At 63.5% G+C, this 14,939-nt stretch carries 12 protein-coding genes and 5 tRNA genes; 8 read left to right on the top strand and 9 right to left on the bottom strand.

Annotated elements, in window-relative coordinates; all coding sequences use genetic code 11:
* The first annotated feature begins 76 nt into the window (after positions 1 to 76).
* The 5 genes from ACK4FZ_RS06700 (at position 77) to ACK4FZ_RS06680 (ending at position 7,373) form a co-directional block, all read left to right on the top strand.
* Positions 77 to 1,252 (top strand): diguanylate cyclase, encoded by a 1,176-nt coding sequence (locus ACK4FZ_RS06700; RefSeq protein WP_409819122.1) that lies wholly within the window; start codon positions 77 to 79, stop codon positions 1,250 to 1,252.
* Between the two features lie 112 nt (positions 1,253 to 1,364).
* Positions 1,365 to 2,417 carry a PAS domain-containing protein gene (locus tag ACK4FZ_RS06695; protein ID WP_409819121.1) on the top strand — a complete coding sequence of 351 codons (1,053 nt, stop codon included), beginning with the start codon at positions 1,365 to 1,367 and terminating at the stop codon, positions 2,415 to 2,417.
* The gene (locus ACK4FZ_RS06690; protein WP_409819427.1) at positions 2,418 to 4,445 is read left to right on the top strand and encodes a PAS domain S-box protein; all 2,028 of its coding nucleotides are present in this window, start codon (positions 2,418 to 2,420) and stop codon (positions 4,443 to 4,445) included. It abuts the gene before it with no gap.
* Positions 4,442 to 6,166 carry a putative bifunctional diguanylate cyclase/phosphodiesterase gene (locus tag ACK4FZ_RS06685; RefSeq protein WP_409819118.1) on the top strand — a complete coding sequence of 575 codons (1,725 nt, stop codon included), beginning with the start codon at positions 4,442 to 4,444 and terminating at the stop codon, positions 6,164 to 6,166. The genes ACK4FZ_RS06690 and ACK4FZ_RS06685 overlap by 4 nt, the downstream gene beginning before the upstream one ends.
* Positions 6,156 to 7,373: a response regulator transcription factor gene (locus ACK4FZ_RS06680; protein ID WP_409819116.1), complete on the top strand. Its 1,218-nt coding sequence runs from the start codon at positions 6,156 to 6,158 to the stop codon at positions 7,371 to 7,373. The genes ACK4FZ_RS06685 and ACK4FZ_RS06680 overlap by 11 nt, the downstream gene beginning before the upstream one ends.
* Here ACK4FZ_RS06680 and ACK4FZ_RS06675 read toward each other — a convergent pair.
* Positions 7,368 to 8,447, bottom strand: coding sequence for a hypothetical protein (locus ACK4FZ_RS06675; protein ID WP_409819114.1), 1,080 nt, complete (start codon positions 8,445 to 8,447; stop codon positions 7,368 to 7,370). The two genes, ACK4FZ_RS06680 and ACK4FZ_RS06675, sit on opposite strands and share 6 nt — an antisense overlap.
* A 74-nt stretch (positions 8,448 to 8,521) precedes the next feature.
* Between ACK4FZ_RS06675 and ACK4FZ_RS06670 the strand changes: the two genes are divergently transcribed.
* From ACK4FZ_RS06670 to ACK4FZ_RS06660, 3 genes are all read left to right on the top strand, one after another.
* Positions 8,522 to 9,217, top strand: a complete 696-nt coding sequence (locus ACK4FZ_RS06670) for a GAF domain-containing protein (RefSeq protein WP_144373470.1) — start codon at positions 8,522 to 8,524, stop codon at positions 9,215 to 9,217.
* Positions 9,218 to 9,302: 85 nt separating this feature from the next.
* Positions 9,303 to 9,911 carry a GTP cyclohydrolase II gene (gene ribA, locus ACK4FZ_RS06665; protein WP_409819112.1) on the top strand — a complete coding sequence of 203 codons (609 nt, stop codon included), beginning with the start codon at positions 9,303 to 9,305 and terminating at the stop codon, positions 9,909 to 9,911.
* A gap of 78 nt (positions 9,912 to 9,989) precedes the next feature.
* A complete protein-coding gene (locus ACK4FZ_RS06660; RefSeq protein WP_409819110.1) occupies positions 9,990 to 10,520 on the top strand; it encodes a hypothetical protein in 531 nt (176 codons plus the stop codon).
* A 149-nt stretch (positions 10,521 to 10,669) separates the two neighbouring features.
* Here the strand turns inward: ACK4FZ_RS06660 and ACK4FZ_RS06655 are convergent.
* The 8 genes from ACK4FZ_RS06655 to ACK4FZ_RS06620 form a co-directional block, all read right to left on the bottom strand.
* Positions 10,670 to 10,745 (bottom strand) — tRNA-Ala (locus tag ACK4FZ_RS06655).
* A gap of 9 nt (positions 10,746 to 10,754) precedes the next feature.
* A tRNA-Glu gene (locus ACK4FZ_RS06650) sits at positions 10,755 to 10,830 on the bottom strand.
* Between the two features lie 7 nt (positions 10,831 to 10,837).
* Positions 10,838 to 10,913, bottom strand: a tRNA-Ala gene (locus ACK4FZ_RS06645).
* 148 nt (positions 10,914 to 11,061) lie between these two features.
* Entirely contained in the window at positions 11,062 to 12,036 is a 975-nt protein-coding gene (locus ACK4FZ_RS06640; protein WP_409819108.1) for a DMT family transporter, read from the bottom strand.
* A 463-nt stretch (positions 12,037 to 12,499) separates the two neighbouring features.
* Positions 12,500 to 13,318, bottom strand: a complete 819-nt coding sequence (locus ACK4FZ_RS06635; protein ID WP_409819106.1) for an AraC family ligand binding domain-containing protein — start codon at positions 13,316 to 13,318, stop codon at positions 12,500 to 12,502.
* 72 nt (positions 13,319 to 13,390) lie between these two features.
* Positions 13,391 to 14,500 (bottom strand): GGDEF domain-containing protein, encoded by a 1,110-nt coding sequence (locus ACK4FZ_RS06630; RefSeq protein WP_409819104.1) that lies wholly within the window; start codon positions 14,498 to 14,500, stop codon positions 13,391 to 13,393.
* 144 nt (positions 14,501 to 14,644) lie between these two features.
* Positions 14,645 to 14,720: transfer RNA gene (locus ACK4FZ_RS06625), tRNA-Glu, on the bottom strand.
* A 42-nt stretch (positions 14,721 to 14,762) separates the two neighbouring features.
* A tRNA-Ala gene (locus ACK4FZ_RS06620) sits at positions 14,763 to 14,838 on the bottom strand.
* Positions 14,839 to 14,939 lie beyond the last annotated feature (101 nt).

Raw genomic sequence — 14,939 nt, 5'->3', positions numbered from 1 at the left:
GAGCTTGATTTTTAACAAACAAGCATGGCGTCGGCATGCCGATAATAGCCACCTCATCGATGAAGCCAGGGAAACAATGAGCCGTCTGTCTGCGCTGTTCTGGGTAAAAGTGCTGGGTCTGCTGCCGGGTGAGGGGCATCATGCCCACGCCAGTCACCTGCTGTCCCCGGCATCGCACATGTCCCTGCTTTGCAGCCGGCGCGCCCATATGCTGGTAAACCGGGTGCGGCTGTTTGCTTGCCTGTTTGCCATCCTTACGCCGTTATGGATCGTAGTCGACCTCTATACGCTACCGTCGCCGCTAAGCTGGAAACTGGCGGTGCTGCGGCTGCTGACGTCGGCCGCATTCTTTGCCCTTACCCGTCATTTGCGCCCAGATGGCACCCTGCAGCAAGCGTGGCGCGGCATGGCGCTGCTGTTTGCCATACCATCTTTGTTCTACCTGCTGTCGCACGTGTTGTTGACACAGCAGACCTTGCATGGCGTTCCCGGCATCATCAGCGCCGGTTACGGTTTCTTGCCTTTCGTACTGTTGGCCGGGCTGGCCATTTTTCCGCTTACCCTGCTGGAGTGCGCGCTGTTTGCACTGCCGGTTTTGCTGGCGCAGCTATTGTCCGGATATGTGCAGTGGGCTGCTCAGGACACGCATTTGTTCTGGGGCGCATTCTGGCTGCAGGTGTTGATTGCTGCAGTATCGGCGCTGGCCTGTACCACCCAGCTTACTTTCATGCTGGCGCTGGTGCATCAAGCCGTACGCGACCCGTTGACCGGCGTGTTTTCGCGCCGCAGCGGCGAGGAAATGCTGGAATTGCTGGCCGGCCAGGCAGTGCGCAACGCCATGCCGCTGACCGTGGTGTTTATCGACCTCGACCATTTCAAATCCATCAACGACCGTTTCGGCCACGCCGCAGGAGACCAGACACTGAAACGCTTGGCCAGCCATCTGGACGGCTTGCTGCGGCAGAGTGACATCCTGTGCCGCTGGGGGGGCGAAGAGTTTTTGCTGCTATTGCCCAATACCAGCCTGTTGCAGGCACGCGTGCTGCTGCGCCGCTTGCGCCGGCTGGGTCTTGGCCTGCGCCCGGATGGCCAGCCGCTGACAGCCAGCATGGGTGTGGCCGAGTGGCAGCAGGATGGCGTGCACGATTGGCGGCAGTTGCTGGCGCTGGCTGACGAGCGCATGTACCAGGCCAAGGCCGATGGTCGTAACCGTGTTGCGTATGGCAGTACACGGGCGGTAGTAATGTCTTAAGTTGATAAATAAGGCTTTTTAAAGTTACGACATATTAATAAATCTGTACTTGTAAACTGGTAAATCATGGCGAAAAAATGAAGGCGGCAAGTCCATGCGCTAGGAGTTTTTCATGCCGCTTCAGTCGTCGTTACCAGCCATCGCGTCGGCGAATCAAAGCCTGGGCGCCGATACCGCCTATTGGCTGGCCGATATGGCCCGTAGCCGGTTTCTGTACATGTCTGCCGGTTTCGAGGCGCTGTGGGGGTGCCCGCTAGCACAACTGCACCAAGACCCGGCCTGCTATCTGCACGCCATTCATCCCGACGATCTGGCGCGCTTCGGTCTGGGCCAGGCCACGGTCAGCGGCCGCCAGCAGCGCCAGTTTCGTGTGCGGCAGCCCGACGGCAGCTTTCGTTTACTGGGCGAATGCACCTTTACCATGATCTCGCCCTTTGGCGGCGAGCCACGTCTGGCCGGCGTGGTATTCGAGCTGCCCGCCTGCGCTGCCGACCCCGCGCAAGACTGGCTGGCCGGTCGGGAGCATATCGTGGACGAACTGGCCGAGCTGTACCAGCGCAGCATTACCAATGACGACAATCTGCGTCAGTTGTTTGCCCATTCCGCTATTGCCGTAGTAGTGCTGGACGCAGAAGGTTTTGTCTGCGAATGGAACGCCGAAGCCGAGCGGCTGCTGGGTTGGCACGACAGTGCCACGCTGGGGCGGCCGCTATCGGCGCTGATCGTGCCGCCGCAGCTGCAAAAGCGTTTTCATGACTGGTTGTTTGCCGATAGCCAGCAGGCTCTGGCGCATACCATGCGGCCGCTGGAGCTGCCGGCACTGCATGCCAACGGCAGCCGCGTGCCGCTGGAGCTGTCCGGCTGGCAGTTCGTCCTGTCCGGCCTGCCGTACCGTGGCATTACGCTGCGCGACATGACACGCCAGCACGTGGCCGAGCAGGTGCTGTACGAGCACATGGAGCGCGCGCGCAAACTGTTCGAATTTGCCAGCATTGCCATGGTGGTGCTGGACCATACCGGTACCATCATCGACTGGAACATCCACTGCGAGCGCATTTTCGGCCTGCGCGGTGAACACGCGGTAGGCCAGCCCTTGCTGGACGTGCTGCAGCTGGGGCCGGACCAGCTACCCAGCGGCTTGCGCCTGAGCGATGAAGGTCTGTAACTGGCTGGCGAGACCTCGCTGGAGTTCATACGCCAGCGTCCGGAAGGGCCACAGCATATCGAAGCCTCGTTCTGGCCGTTTTCGTCCAGCCAGCAGGGCTTCATCGGGGCCTTTCTGCGCGACGTCAGTGCCCGCAAGGCCGCTGTCAACGCGCTGCGGCAGTCGGAAGAACACTACCGGTTGGTGATCGATAACGTACGCGACGGCATCGTCGTAGTGCAGGGCATGCGTATCGTGCTGGCCAACCCGCGTGCCTGCGACATCAGCGGTTACTGTGCCGACGAGTTGGCCGCACTGGATTTTGCCACCCTCATTCACCCCGACGACCGCGAACGGGTACTGGGTGCGCACCAGCGCCGCACGCAAGGGCAGCAGGTAGACGCCCGCGACGATCTGCGCGTGGTTACCAAAGAGGGCAATGTGCGCTGGGTAGACAGCGGCGTGGTGATGATCGAGTGGCACGGCAGCCCGGCAGCACTGGTGTTTTTCACCGATATTACCCGTCGCAAAGGGCTGGAAGAAGACCTGACCAGCACCCTGCGCGAGCGAGAGTCCATCCTGGACAACAGCATTGCCGGCATGGCCTTTGTGGATGGTCAGGGTTTTGTGCGCTGGGTCAACCGTACGGCGGCCGAGCTGTTCCAGACCACGCCCGAGCGCATGCAGGGTGGCAGCCTGGAGCGTTACTACGACAACCAGCCCGACTTCTTGCGTACCAGCCGCGAAGCGCGGCAGGCTTTTGCTGGCGGGCGTGCCTACGTTAGCGAGATGCGCATGCGCACCGCCTGCGGCCAACTGTTGTGGGTACAGCTGTCGGGCAAACCGATCAACCCGGAGCAGCCTGGCCAAGGTACGGTGTGGGTGATGATGGACATCAGCCGGCGCAAAGAGCTGGAGTTCGAGCTGCTGCGCACCCATACCGAACGCGAGGCCATCCTGCAGTCGGCGCTGGTGGGCATGGCTTTTGTTACCAACCGCCGCCTGCTGTGGATCAACCGTACTTTCTCTAACCTGCTGGGCTACAGCGAAGAAGAACTCATCGGCAAAAGCAGCCGCATTTACTTTCGCAGCGATGAAGACTTCGACAGTTTCGGCCGTGACGCCTACGGCAGCCTGGCTGCCGGCCATATTTTCACTACCGAGCGCCAGCTGCAAACCAAGAGCGGCAAGCAGATCTGGGTGCAGATGAATGGCACCAGCATCGTGAAGAGCCAGCCGGAAAAAGGCACCATCTGGACCTTGGTGGACGTGTCGGAGCGCCACGCTGCCGAGCAGGAAATCCGCGACGCACTATCCCGCCAGCAAGAGCTGAACGTGTTGAAGTCACGTTTTGTATCGATGACTTCACACGAGTTCCGTACCCCGTTAGCCACCGTGCTGTCGTCGGCCGAACTGCTGCGCCACTACGAGCAGCGCTTGACCCCGGAGCGCCGCGACGAACTGCTGCAGACCATCCAGCTTTCAGTACAACGCATGACCGACATGCTGGATAACATTCTGCTGATCGGGCGCGTCGAAGCCGAGCGGGTAGCGTTTGTACCGCGGCAGCTGGATCTACCCCGGTTTTGTCACAACCTGGTACAGGAAGTGCGCCGCGCCTCGCAAGCCCGCGGTGACGTGGTGCTGGCCGAGGTAGAGCTGGATATCCAGCTGCCCGAACCGGTGCTGGCGCTGGATGAAAAGCTGCTGCGCGAGATTCTGGGCAACCTGCTGAGTAACGCCTTCAAGTATTCGCCCGACGGCGGGCAGATCCGCTTTGGCGTGCGCCAGCAGGGCCAGCAGGTGGTGTTCGACGTGCAGGACCAGGGCATCGGCATTCCGCCGGAAGACCTGCCGCAACTGTTTGACGCTTTTCATCGCGCCCAGAATGTCGGCACCATTCCCGGCACCGGTCTGGGCCTGTGCATCGTGCGCAAGTCGGTCGAGCTGCACCATGGCGAGATTTCAGTCAGCAGCGAGCCGGGGCACGGTACCCATTTCAGCGTGCGCCTGCCGCTGCAGGACGAGCGCAAAGGGGGAGCGACGTGAGACGCATCCTGGTGGTGGAAGACGATCTGGCCATCCGTAACAACATCATGGCGCTGTTGCGGCTGGAAGGTTACGACGCTGATGCCGCTGGCGATGGCGTAGAGGCGCTGGCTTACCTGCGTGCCGGCAATTATTCCTTGGTCATCAGCGACGTGATGATGCCGCGCATGGACGGCCACCAGCTATTGCGGCAACTGCGCAGCCAGGCAGCCACGGAGCAGCTGCCTGTCATTCTGCTGACCGCGCTGGCCGAGAAAAACGATCAGCGCCACGGCATGAACCTGGGGGCGGACGATTACCTTACCAAGCCCTTTCAGCGCGAGGAGCTGTTCAAGGCCATCGAAGCCCGGCTGGGGCGGCTGGCACAGCAGCAGGCCGAAGCACAACGCCTGCAGGGTGAGGCGCATCGCCTGCGTTACCTCGACCAGCTCACCGGCCTGGGTAGCCGCATGGCGCTGCTGGAGGCATTGTCGGGGCAAGGCGGGCTGGGCGACCCTGCCGTGGGCCCGCTGGTGTTGCTGGTGCTGGGCGTAGACCACTTTTCACGCATCAATGATTCGCTGGGCTACCAGGCCGGCGACGCGGCGCTGCGCGAGTGCGGCCAACGTCTGGAGCAGGTGCTGGGCGAGCAGGGCAGGGCTTATCGTCTGATCGGCCCCAATTTTGCCGTGCTGGCGCAGGTGTCGGGCCGCGAGCAGGCGCAGGCACTGGCGCAACAGCTGCACGAGGCCTGGCTGCAGCCGATGGGGGTGCTGGGCGAAGAAATGTTCATTCCGCTCAGTATCGGTTACTGCCTGTACCCGGCCGATGCCGACGACGCGCAACAACTGCTGGGCCGTGCCGAAGTGGCGCTGCACCAGGCGCAAGGCCTGGGTGGTAGCCAGGTGCTGGCCTATAGCGCGCAAATGAATGCCGAAGCCGGCGAGCGCCTGCGTCTGAACAACGACCTGTTCCGTGCGCTGGAACGGCACGAATTCGAAGTGTATTACCAGCCCCAGGTCAGTCTGGCAGACGGCCGGGTGGCTGGCTTCGAGGCCCTGCTGCGCTGGAATCATCCACGTTTGGGACGGGTATCCCCGCTGCGTTTCATCCCCTTGGCCGAAGAAAACGGCCAAATCATCTCGATAGGCTGCTGGGTGCTGGCTGAAGCCTGCCAGCGTCTGGCCGAGTGGCAGCGCATGGCGCCAGGCCTGCGCGTGGCGGTGAACCTGTCGGCACGGCAGTTTGCTTCGCCTGCGTTGCTGCACAGTATCGAGGCGGCGCTGGATTTCAGTGGCCTGTCGCCGGCACAACTGGAAGTAGAAATCACCGAAGGCACCGCGATGATCGACGCCGAGCGCACGGTAGACACGCTGCGACGGCTGAAAGACCTGGGCATCAAGCTGGCGCTGGACGACTTTGGTACCGGCTATTCCAGCCTGTCTTACCTGAAGCGTTTTCCGCTGGATGTGCTGAAGATCGACCAGTCGTTCGTGCGCAATATTCTGAGTTCCGATGGCGACCGCGCCATTACCCAGGCCGTCATCTCCCTGGCGCGCAGCTTTGGCATGGCGGTGATTGCGGAAGGCGTGGAAACCGAAGCGCAAAAGCAGCTGCTGCAGCAAATGGGTTGCGACGCCTATCAGGGATATCTGTTCAGCCCGCCGTTGAGCGCGCTGGAAGTGGTACAGCAAATCGGCGGCTGGCAGGCTGCCTGCAAAGGGGATCACCATGTTGTTTGACGAAGACACCATCATCGCCATGCCGTCAGTATCCGTGCCCGATGCGGTGGCAGCTACCCGTATCTTCATCGTGGAAGACCAGCCCACGCTGCGCAGTAACCTGCGCCAGTTGCTGGAACTGGAAGGTTATGCGGTGGAGGAGGCTGCTGACGGTGCCAGCGCCCTGCACAGGCTGGCGGTGCTGGCGGCGGAGGCAGAACTACGCCCGCAGCTGGTGTTGCTGGACGTGGGCTTGCCCGATATGGAAGGCTACGCCATCTGTCGTCACCTGCGGCAGGACAGCCGCCTGCAGCATGTGCCGGTGATCTTCCTGTCGGGCCGCGTAGAGCTGGAAGACCGCATGGCCGGTTACGAAGCGGGGGCGGAAGACTACATCGCCAAGCCCTATATCAACGCCGAACTGCTCAGCAAGATTGGTGTAGCACTGCGCAACGGGCAGAGCCGTCAGGCCAGCCACGAACTGCAAGGCCAGGTTAACCACGCCATGCAGGCAGCGTTTACTGCCATGACCAGCGCCAGCGAAATCGGCGTGGTGTTGCAGTTCATGAAAGGCAGCTTTGCGCTACAAGATAACACCGCTTTGCAACAAAGCATGTTGCAGGCTTTGCAGGAGCTGGGGCTGGACGCCAGCATCCAGCTGCGCTCGCTGCGCGGGGTCAGCACCATCAATGCCGAAGGCCCGTGCGGCCAACTGGAGATCGGCCTGATCGAAACGCTGGCCCGGCGTGGCCACATTGTGGACGCCGGCCGGGTAACGGTGTTCAGCTACGGCCAGCTATCGCTGGCGGTGAAGAACATGCCGCGTGAGGATGAGGAGCGCAACGGCCGCCTGCGCGACAACCTGGCCTTCATGGCGGAAGGTGCCGCCGCCAGGTTGGCCGCACTCGATACGGCCTGGCAGCAGCGGCAGCAAGCTGCCACCTTGGCCGAGCTGGTGGCTTGCACCCGAGAGGCGCTGCGCGTGGTGGACGAACGCTTCCGCTACCAGCAGTGGGCCAGCGGCGACATCATGCTGCGATTGCGCGAAAGCATAGACCGCGCTTTTGTGTCGCTGGGGCTGACGGAAGGTCAGGAGGGCATGATTGCCAGGCTGGTTACCGGGGCCGGTGAGGAGTTTACCCAGCTGAGCGAGCAGGGCGTAGACGTGGAGGCCAGCATGAAAGCCTTGTTAAAGGCATTGGAAGCCAGCCAGCCGCTAAAACTATAGCGCTGCGACGTCGTGCCACTGCTGGCGCAGCAGCCGCTCGTGCCATTCGTCGCCCAGCCGTTGGCTGGCCGCTACGGCGTCGGCCCACAGCCGGCGCCGTTCTGCATCGCGGCCGGCAAAGCGTTTCGGGTCGCCACGGTCGGGTAGCCGGCCCAGCCCCAGCGTGGCCAGGTAGGCGGGGCTGGGCGTGACCAGCAGCGTGTTGTGGTGGTGGCCGGCCTGCGCCTGCCGCCACGGCAGCAGCTTGTCGAACCAGCCCGGCACGATGCGCGGCTGGTAATGCAGGAATAGCGTGATGCCCGGCTGGCGCTGCCACGGGTAGTCCAGGTGGTAGTCCAGCAGCCCGCCGTCGCGGTATACGCCGGGGGTGGCGCCCGGTATCGCCACGCCGTCAAACAGCCCCGGCACCCCGGTGGTGCCCAGCAATGCCGCTTCCAGGTTGGCCGCATCCAGCACTACCCGCTGCGTGGGCAGGCCATCCTGCGGCACAAACGCCAGCGCGCTGCGTGCGTCGTGGCACACCAGCCGCTCGAACACGTGGCGCAGCTGGCGCCGCCCGGCGGCGTTGCAGGCCGCCGCCAGCCCCAGCCCCGCCAGCAGTGGCGCGCGCTGTTCGCGGCGCAGCAGGCCGCGGCTGCGTACCAGGATCAGGCTCAGCCGGTAGTGCGGGTGCTGCAGGATGGCCTGCTGGCCGCGCGGCCCCAGCGTGTCGTGCAGCAGCGCCTGCCAGTTTTGCCAGATCAGCTGACGCGTGGTCTGCCGGCTGTAATCCTGCGCCACGTAGTTGGCCGCAAAGCGCTGCAGCGTGGCCACCGGGTCGGGCTGCATGGCGCAGGCAAAGCGCCAGCCGCCGATCGACGCGCCCACCAGATCGCGCACTTGCGGGCTGCCGGCCAGCCACTGGAACACGGCCTGGTCCAGCCCGGCCAGGCCCAGCGCCTTTGGCCCGCCGGCGGCGCCGGGCAGGGCGGTGATGTCGCGGGCGTGTAGGCCGTGCTGCTGCAAGTGGTGGCGGGCACCGGCGCCGGCACGCAGCGTCAGCAACGGGCCGTGGCGCACGATAATGGCTGTCATGGCTGGAGTGTCCGGAATAAAAGGGTAATAATACCCGACTAAATTACTTTATTAACTACCCCGGAGTTTGCCCCATGCCTCAGGCCTATCTGGCTGCCACCGGCCTAGACCTGCCCGCCACTGCCGTCGCCGCCGCCAGCGCCGTGCTGCACGCCAACCTGCCCGGCCTGCCCAAGGCCGCCCCCGACGACCTGTACCGCTACCGCGTGCCCAAGCTGGGCGAGGGCGGCAGTTGTTCGCTGGTGGACGAGCTGGAAGAGCAGCCGTACGACGTGTCGCCGTGGCTGGGTGGCAAAAGCCCGGCTGCCGACGCGGCGCTGCGCCAGCTCAACGCGCTGGTGGAGGCCACGCTGCAGACGGTGCCGGCCGACTGGTTGGGGGTGTACTGCCGCTTTGAACAAGACGGCCTGCCGCGGCTGGTGAAACTGGCCTACCGGGGCCTGCCCAGCCGCGCGGAATTCCCGCTGACCGAAGACTTTGCGCTGTTCAGCAATAACAGCCGCGTCGGCCTTAGCGGCCGTGCCGCCATCGTGGCCGACGTGGCCGCCTGGCAGGCTGCCGGCGGCGCCTACTACGAGTGCGACCCCAAGGTACAAAGCGAGGTGTGCCTGCCGGTGCTGGCCGCCGACGGCCGCGTGGTGGGTATTCTGGACGCCGAAGACGCGCGCCCCGGTTTCTTTGGCGCTGCCGAGCAAGCCACGTTGGCCGCACTGGCGCTGGCGCTGTCGGCGCCGTTCAGCGCGCTGTCGGGTGTTGTTGAAAAAAACTGAGCAAGCTGTTCGCCGCTTTGCACTTTTCCCTGCGGGCATGGCCGGCTAAGCTGGCCACGCCCTGCTAACTGAATCGGAGTTTATTTTGAGTCAAGCCGACACCCAACCCCGCGTAGACCTGGTCGCCAGCTGCAAGCTGCCCACGCCCTGGGGTGTGTTCCAGATGCATGGCTTTGAAGAACACGGCGGCCGCGAGCACGTGGCGCTGACGCTGGGCGAGGTCGCAGACGGCGACGCGCCGCTGGCGCGCGTGCATTCCGAATGCCTCACCGGCGACGCGCTGTTTTCGCTGCGTTGCGACTGCGGCTTTCAGCTGGAAGCCGCGCTGGAAGCCATCTCCCGCGAAGGCCGTGGCGTGCTGCTGTACCTGCGCCAGGAAGGCCGCGGCATTGGCCTGATCAACAAGATCCGCGCCTACAAGCTGCAGGACGGCGGCGCCGACACCGTGGAAGCCAACGAACAGCTGGGTTTCCCCGCCGACATGCGCGACTTCCGCATCGCCCGCGAAATGCTGGCGCTGCTGGGGGTGGACGCGGTGCGCATCATGACCAACAACCCGCGCAAGATCGCCACCCTGGAACAGGCCGGCATCCGCGTGGCCGAGCGCGTGCCGCTGCAGGTTGGCCGCAACGAGTTCAACGACCACTACCTGAACACCAAGCGCGCCAAGCTGGGCCACCTGTTCGGTTTCTAGCCCGCAGCCCTCAAGCCCGCCGCCATGGCGGGCGATAAGACGGGTAAGGGCACGATCGCCCGCCACAAGGACCCCGCCATGATCAAGATTGCGCCGGTAGGCGGCCCGGATGCCATCAGCCAGCACCTGCCGCAGCAACTGCCCGGCCACGGCCACCCGCACGGCCATGCGGCCGCCGACCCCGGCACCACTTTCAGCGCCAGCCTGCTCAGCCAGCACGCGCTGCAGCTGGACCCGGACGGCGACGCCGGCGACAAAGCCACGCCGCAGCAGCTGGCGCAAGCGCTGTGGCAACTGCTGGCCTTGCTGGAAGAGCGGCTGGCCGACATGCGCGAGCGCGCGCTGATGGCCGGCGGCCAACCTTCGCACGGTCTGTTCAACGAACTGGTGCAAATCAGCGACGTGGTAGCGCGGCTGCGCCACCTGTGGCAACGGCTGCATCAGGAAATGCCCGAGGTGTGCCGCCAGGCCGGCGACCGCCTGCGGCTGCTGTTCGGCACCGTGCACTTCCTGCTGCGCGTACTGGCGCATAGCGCCGAGCCGGTGGACTGGCAGGCGCAAAGCCGGCTATGGGCCGAGCACGAGGCGGCGCTGCTGCTGCCGCTGTAGGCCGCGAGAGCAGTTTTTCATTGAGTGGGGTGTGCCGTAGATGCGGCAATGCGGGGTAGGGTAGCCGACCGGGAGGCTGGTAGCGCGGCTACGCTTGGCTGGCGGCAGAAACGAAAAAACCGGCCAAAAGGCCGGTTTTTTCTGATCGGTGGTGGAGGTAAGCGGGATCGAACCGCTGACCTCTTGCATGCCATGCAAGCGCTCTCCCAACTGAGCTATACCCCCACGCTGTGGTGGCGTCCCCACGGGGATTCGAACCCCGGTTATCGCCGTGAAAGGGCGGTGTCCTAGGCCTCTAGACGATGGGGACCTAGTCCTGGTGGAGGTAAGCGGGATCGAACCGCTGACCTCTTGCATGCCATGCAAGCGCTCTCCCAACTGAGCTATACCCCCACAGGTTTCTTCGTTTGCTGCATCGCTGCAGCGCTGAAGAGGTGCGCACTTTAACAAGCCACCCTGGGAGCGTCAAGCGCTTTGCAGCACTTTTTGCAAAGAAAAATGCACCTTTTTTGCAAGTGACTGATTTTTATAGAAGCGCTGCTTACGCCTCGGCCAACTTTTTTTCGTCGCCAGCGTGTACCGGGCGAATGCGCATGGCGCGCAGTACGCCGGCCAACAGCAGGCCGATGCCCAGTAGCGTCAGCCCGTCCGGCCATTGCCCGCGCAGCAGGTAGGCAAAAGTCAGCGCGGCCAGGGTTTCGAACACGATCAACTGCCCGGCCAGGCTGGTGGGCAGGCGCTGGCTGGCCTCGTTCCAGCACAGCGTGCCCAGCCACGACGCCAGCACCGCCACCGCCAGCATCATCAGCATGAAGGTTTGCGGGCGCGGGCCCAGCGGCATGGCAAACGCCGGTGCTTGGTAGTGTTGCCAGGCCCAGAACAGCGCGTAGCCCAGCACCGCCAGCGGCAGCGTGGCCAGGCCCTGCGCCGTGGCCCAGGCGCGCGGCTTGCGCTGCGGGTGGGCGCGCAGCCAGTTGCCGTTGCGGATCGGGTACCAGGTCCAGCATGCCACTGCCAGCAGTGCCATCAACGCGCCGCTGGCGTAGCGCGCCATGTCGCGCCCCGGCTGCTGTGCCAGGCTGGCCAGCTCGGCCTGGTTGACGCAGGCAATGCCGGCCAGCATCACCAGCAGCGGCGGCAGCAGCTGGCCCCACGGCAGGCGGCCGTCGCGCTGGTGGTTGAACAGGTTGGCGCTGATGGCAATCACCACCGGCAGCGTGCCGATCAGCATGGTGGGCAGCGGCCCGCCGGTGCGCTGGATGGCGCTGGCCAGAAACAGGTAGTACAGCACATTGCCCACCAGCGACAGCTGCAGCGCCTCGCGCCAGTCGGCACGGGTCAGGTGGGCCAGCTCGCGGCGGTCCAGCCAGGCCAGCGGCAGCGCAATCAGGCCAAACGCCAGATAGCGGCCAACGCTGAGCAGGGCGGCGGGGTAGTCGGGCAGCAGCAGCGGGGCGATGAAAACCAGCCCCCACAGCGTGCCAGCGGCCAGGGCAAAGGCAATACCGGTCAGCATGGGTGTCTCCATAGGGTGACCGGCCAGTATGCGGTGCCGTGCAGGCGGCGTCTTGTACCAGCTTGCGGTGCGGCAAGGTTGGCCGCAGGGGAATGCCGGTCAGTTAATGCTGGCTTAGGGATTTAAGAGGCTTGGGTGTCCGCGATGCGGACAATGTTTGCATGCCGGTTCCGCCCGGCAGGCGGGAAAGGGGGCGGATTGCCGCCCCCTTTTCATTCCCCCGCAACCCGGGGCTGCTCGAAACCCCGTTCAAAATGGCACGCCCCAGGCGCCGCCGAACTCGCCCCTCGCTAACGGCTCGGGGCTCAAACAAATCGGCGTCTTAAAACCTGGGGCGAACCATTTTGACCGGCTCGCGCCAACGGGATGGGGCGCTTCGCTCACGCTCTACCAATTGATGGCCAAGTACATTTGCTTAACTGAATCGGATTGGGTCGTAGGGGAGGGCGTATTGGGCAAGAGGCTAGCCGCACACCGCCTTCTGGTAGCGCGCCGGCGTGGTGCCGTAACGTTTGACGAAGCAGCGGTTCAGGTGCGACTGGTCGCTCAGGCCGCAGTCGGCGGCCACCTGCGCTGGTGCCAGCCCGGCGGTGAGCAGCTGTTTGGCGCGGTGCAGCCGCAGCGCCATCAGCATCTGCTGCGGCGTGGCGTGGTGCTGCGCCTGGAACTGGCGCAAAAAGTGGAACGGGCTCAGTCCAGCCACGGCGGCCAGTTGCTCCAGTGAAATGCGCTGCGCCAGATGGGCCTGCATGTAATCGATCACCGCATCGAAGCGCTGCGTGGCAGTGTGGGGCGGGCGGCTGCCGGCCAGCGGCGCCAGCAGGGCCACCAGCTGCGCCAGCAGGCAATCGAACGCCAGCGCGTCGTCGGCCTGCCATAGCGCGGCCAACAGCTGCGACAGCTGCTGCGCCCGCGCCGGCTGCTGCTGTACTGCGTCGGCAAACCACCAGCCGCGCTGGCCGGCAATGTCGTCCAGCACCTGCGGCTCGATGTAGATCATGCGGTACTGCCAGCCGCCGTCGCTTTCGGCGCGGCCGGTGTGCAGCACGTCCGGGTTCATGGTGACGATGCCGCCCGGCGCCGCCAGGTACTCGCTGCCACGGTAGCGAAAGCGCTCCACGCCGCTGGCCACCGCGCCAAAGCCGTAGGCGGCGTGGGTGTGCGGCTCGAAGGCATGGCGCACGATGTGCGCCCGGTACAGCTCGATACCCGGCCGCGCCGGCGGGTGGAAGAACTCCGCGCGGTCGCTGGCAAACTCAAACTGCTGCGGCACGCCCTGCATGGTGGTGGCTTATCGAAATGAAAGGACAGGGCTGCAGCTTAGCGGTAGAAGCGCGGCTGCGGCAATGATGGTTTAGAGGCGAACTGTCTGATTGCGTCCCTGATGTTTGGCTTGGTACAGCGCTTGGTCGGCACGCGAAAACAGTATGTCGAATGCTTCGTTCGGGGTGGGTGTGCACGTCAGTCCGATGCTGATCGTAAAGGGTATGGCATCGCCTTGCCGGCTGATAATTTGCGCGCTGGCGGCCTGGGTTCTGATGTGTTCCGCGAGCGCTTCGGCATCGTGGGTTGGTAGGTGGGTCAGAATGGCAAACTCCTCGCCGCCTATGCGATAGCTGCTTGAGTCTTTGCTTTCGATTTGTTGCAACATGCGGCCAAGATGGGTGATGACCAGATCGCCGTTGTCGTGGCCAAAGCGGTCGTTGATCGACTTGAAGTGATCGATATCGATAATCAGCAGGCTGGTGCATTTGGGTGCGGCTGATGTGTTGTTGATAGCGTGCAGTCGTTGCTGCAGCAGGCGCCGGTTGCCCAGCCCTGAAAGCGGGTCGTGCTCCGAGGCGTGCTTCAGCTGCATCTCGCTCAGATGGCGTTTCAGGTAATTGTCTGCAATTGCGTATTGCGCTAGCAAAGTCAGTGACAGGGCGTGCCACATCAGCACGCCGTAGCGCAGGTGTGGAAAGTGTTCTATCAGTCCGGTGGCGGCGTACAAGTGGGGTAGTAGTACAGCCAGCAGGGTAAACAGGAAGCCTTGCAGTACTGGCAGGCATTGCGATGTCAGTATTGAGATGATCATGCCGTACATGAAGCCGGGCATGCCGTGGATAAAGCCATCGTTGAGCAGTTTGAGGATTTCCAGGAATACGATGATGCCCACGAGCAAGAAGAGCGCCATTAATGTCACCAGCGTGCGGCGGCTGAATGCGGATGACAGGAATGCCAGCCCCAGTGGCAGTCCTAGCAAGTAATAGGCACGATACTGCAGGGTGAGTTGTGCATGGGTGGGGTCGGTGGTCAGGTCCCAAAGCCAGAGGCTGGGAATGCTGAGTGCGACTATGATCAGCGCAAATGAAACGAACTGTCGATGTTCGGCAAATTTGGCTTCCGCGAAAGACTCATCCCCTTGCAGCAGGAGTGGCAAGCGTTGTCTGGCTTCGGTTAGTAGCGAGGCGATTGCTTTCATGGCGGGTAGGGCTTGTCCATCGCGATAGCTTGTTACTGATATTCTAGCTTTTGTGTAAATATTGCGGCGAGTTTGTATCGGGCTTGTCTGCTAGTGCCAATGCGAATGCAAAAAGCCCGCTGCGGTAGCAGCGGGCTTTTGTCTTGGCGTCCCCACGGGGATTCGAACCCCGGTTATCGCCGTGAAAGGGCGGTGTCCTAGGCCTCTAGACGATGGGGACATATTGTGGAAAACAGTCTGGCGACAGTTTTCAGTGTCTTAGTGGTGGAGGTAAGCGGGATCGAACCGCTGACCTCTTGCATGCCATGCAAGCGCTCTCCCAACTGAGCTATACCCCCACTGAGGCGTTACGTTGTGCGTCAGTCACAACGTGGGGCGCATAATAGACGCCCGTTTTGGGCGTGTCAAGCATTGGCCTGCATTTTTTTGCCAGATGGTG

Source organism: Vogesella sp., from assembly GCF_046297735.1.
Lineage (GTDB): Bacteria > Pseudomonadota > Gammaproteobacteria > Burkholderiales > Chromobacteriaceae > Vogesella > Vogesella urethralis.
This window is presented reverse-complemented; position numbering and strand designations above follow the sequence as displayed.

Excerpts from the sequence above, each read along its gene's own strand:
- ACK4FZ_RS06700 (WP_409819122.1), top strand. The coding sequence starts at position 77 with ATGAGCCGTCTGTCTGCGCTGTTCTGGGTAAAAGTGCTGGGTCTGCTG.
- ACK4FZ_RS06695 (WP_409819121.1), top strand. The coding sequence starts at position 1,365 with ATGCCGCTTCAGTCGTCGTTACCAGCCATCGCGTCGGCGAATCAAAGC.
- ACK4FZ_RS06680 (WP_409819116.1), top strand. The coding sequence starts at position 6,156 with ATGTTGTTTGACGAAGACACCATCATCGCCATGCCGTCAGTATCCGTG.
- ACK4FZ_RS06675 (WP_409819114.1), bottom strand. The coding sequence starts at position 8,447 with ATGACAGCCATTATCGTGCGCCACGGCCCGTTGCTGACGCTGCGTGCC.
- ACK4FZ_RS06670 (WP_144373470.1), top strand. The coding sequence starts at position 8,522 with ATGCCTCAGGCCTATCTGGCTGCCACCGGCCTAGACCTGCCCGCCACT.
- ACK4FZ_RS06660 (WP_409819110.1), top strand. The coding sequence starts at position 9,990 with ATGATCAAGATTGCGCCGGTAGGCGGCCCGGATGCCATCAGCCAGCAC.
- ACK4FZ_RS06640 (WP_409819108.1), bottom strand. The coding sequence starts at position 12,036 with ATGCTGACCGGTATTGCCTTTGCCCTGGCCGCTGGCACGCTGTGGGGG.
- ACK4FZ_RS06635 (WP_409819106.1), bottom strand. The coding sequence starts at position 13,318 with ATGCAGGGCGTGCCGCAGCAGTTTGAGTTTGCCAGCGACCGCGCGGAG.
- ACK4FZ_RS06630 (WP_409819104.1), bottom strand. The coding sequence starts at position 14,500 with ATGAAAGCAATCGCCTCGCTACTAACCGAAGCCAGACAACGCTTGCCA.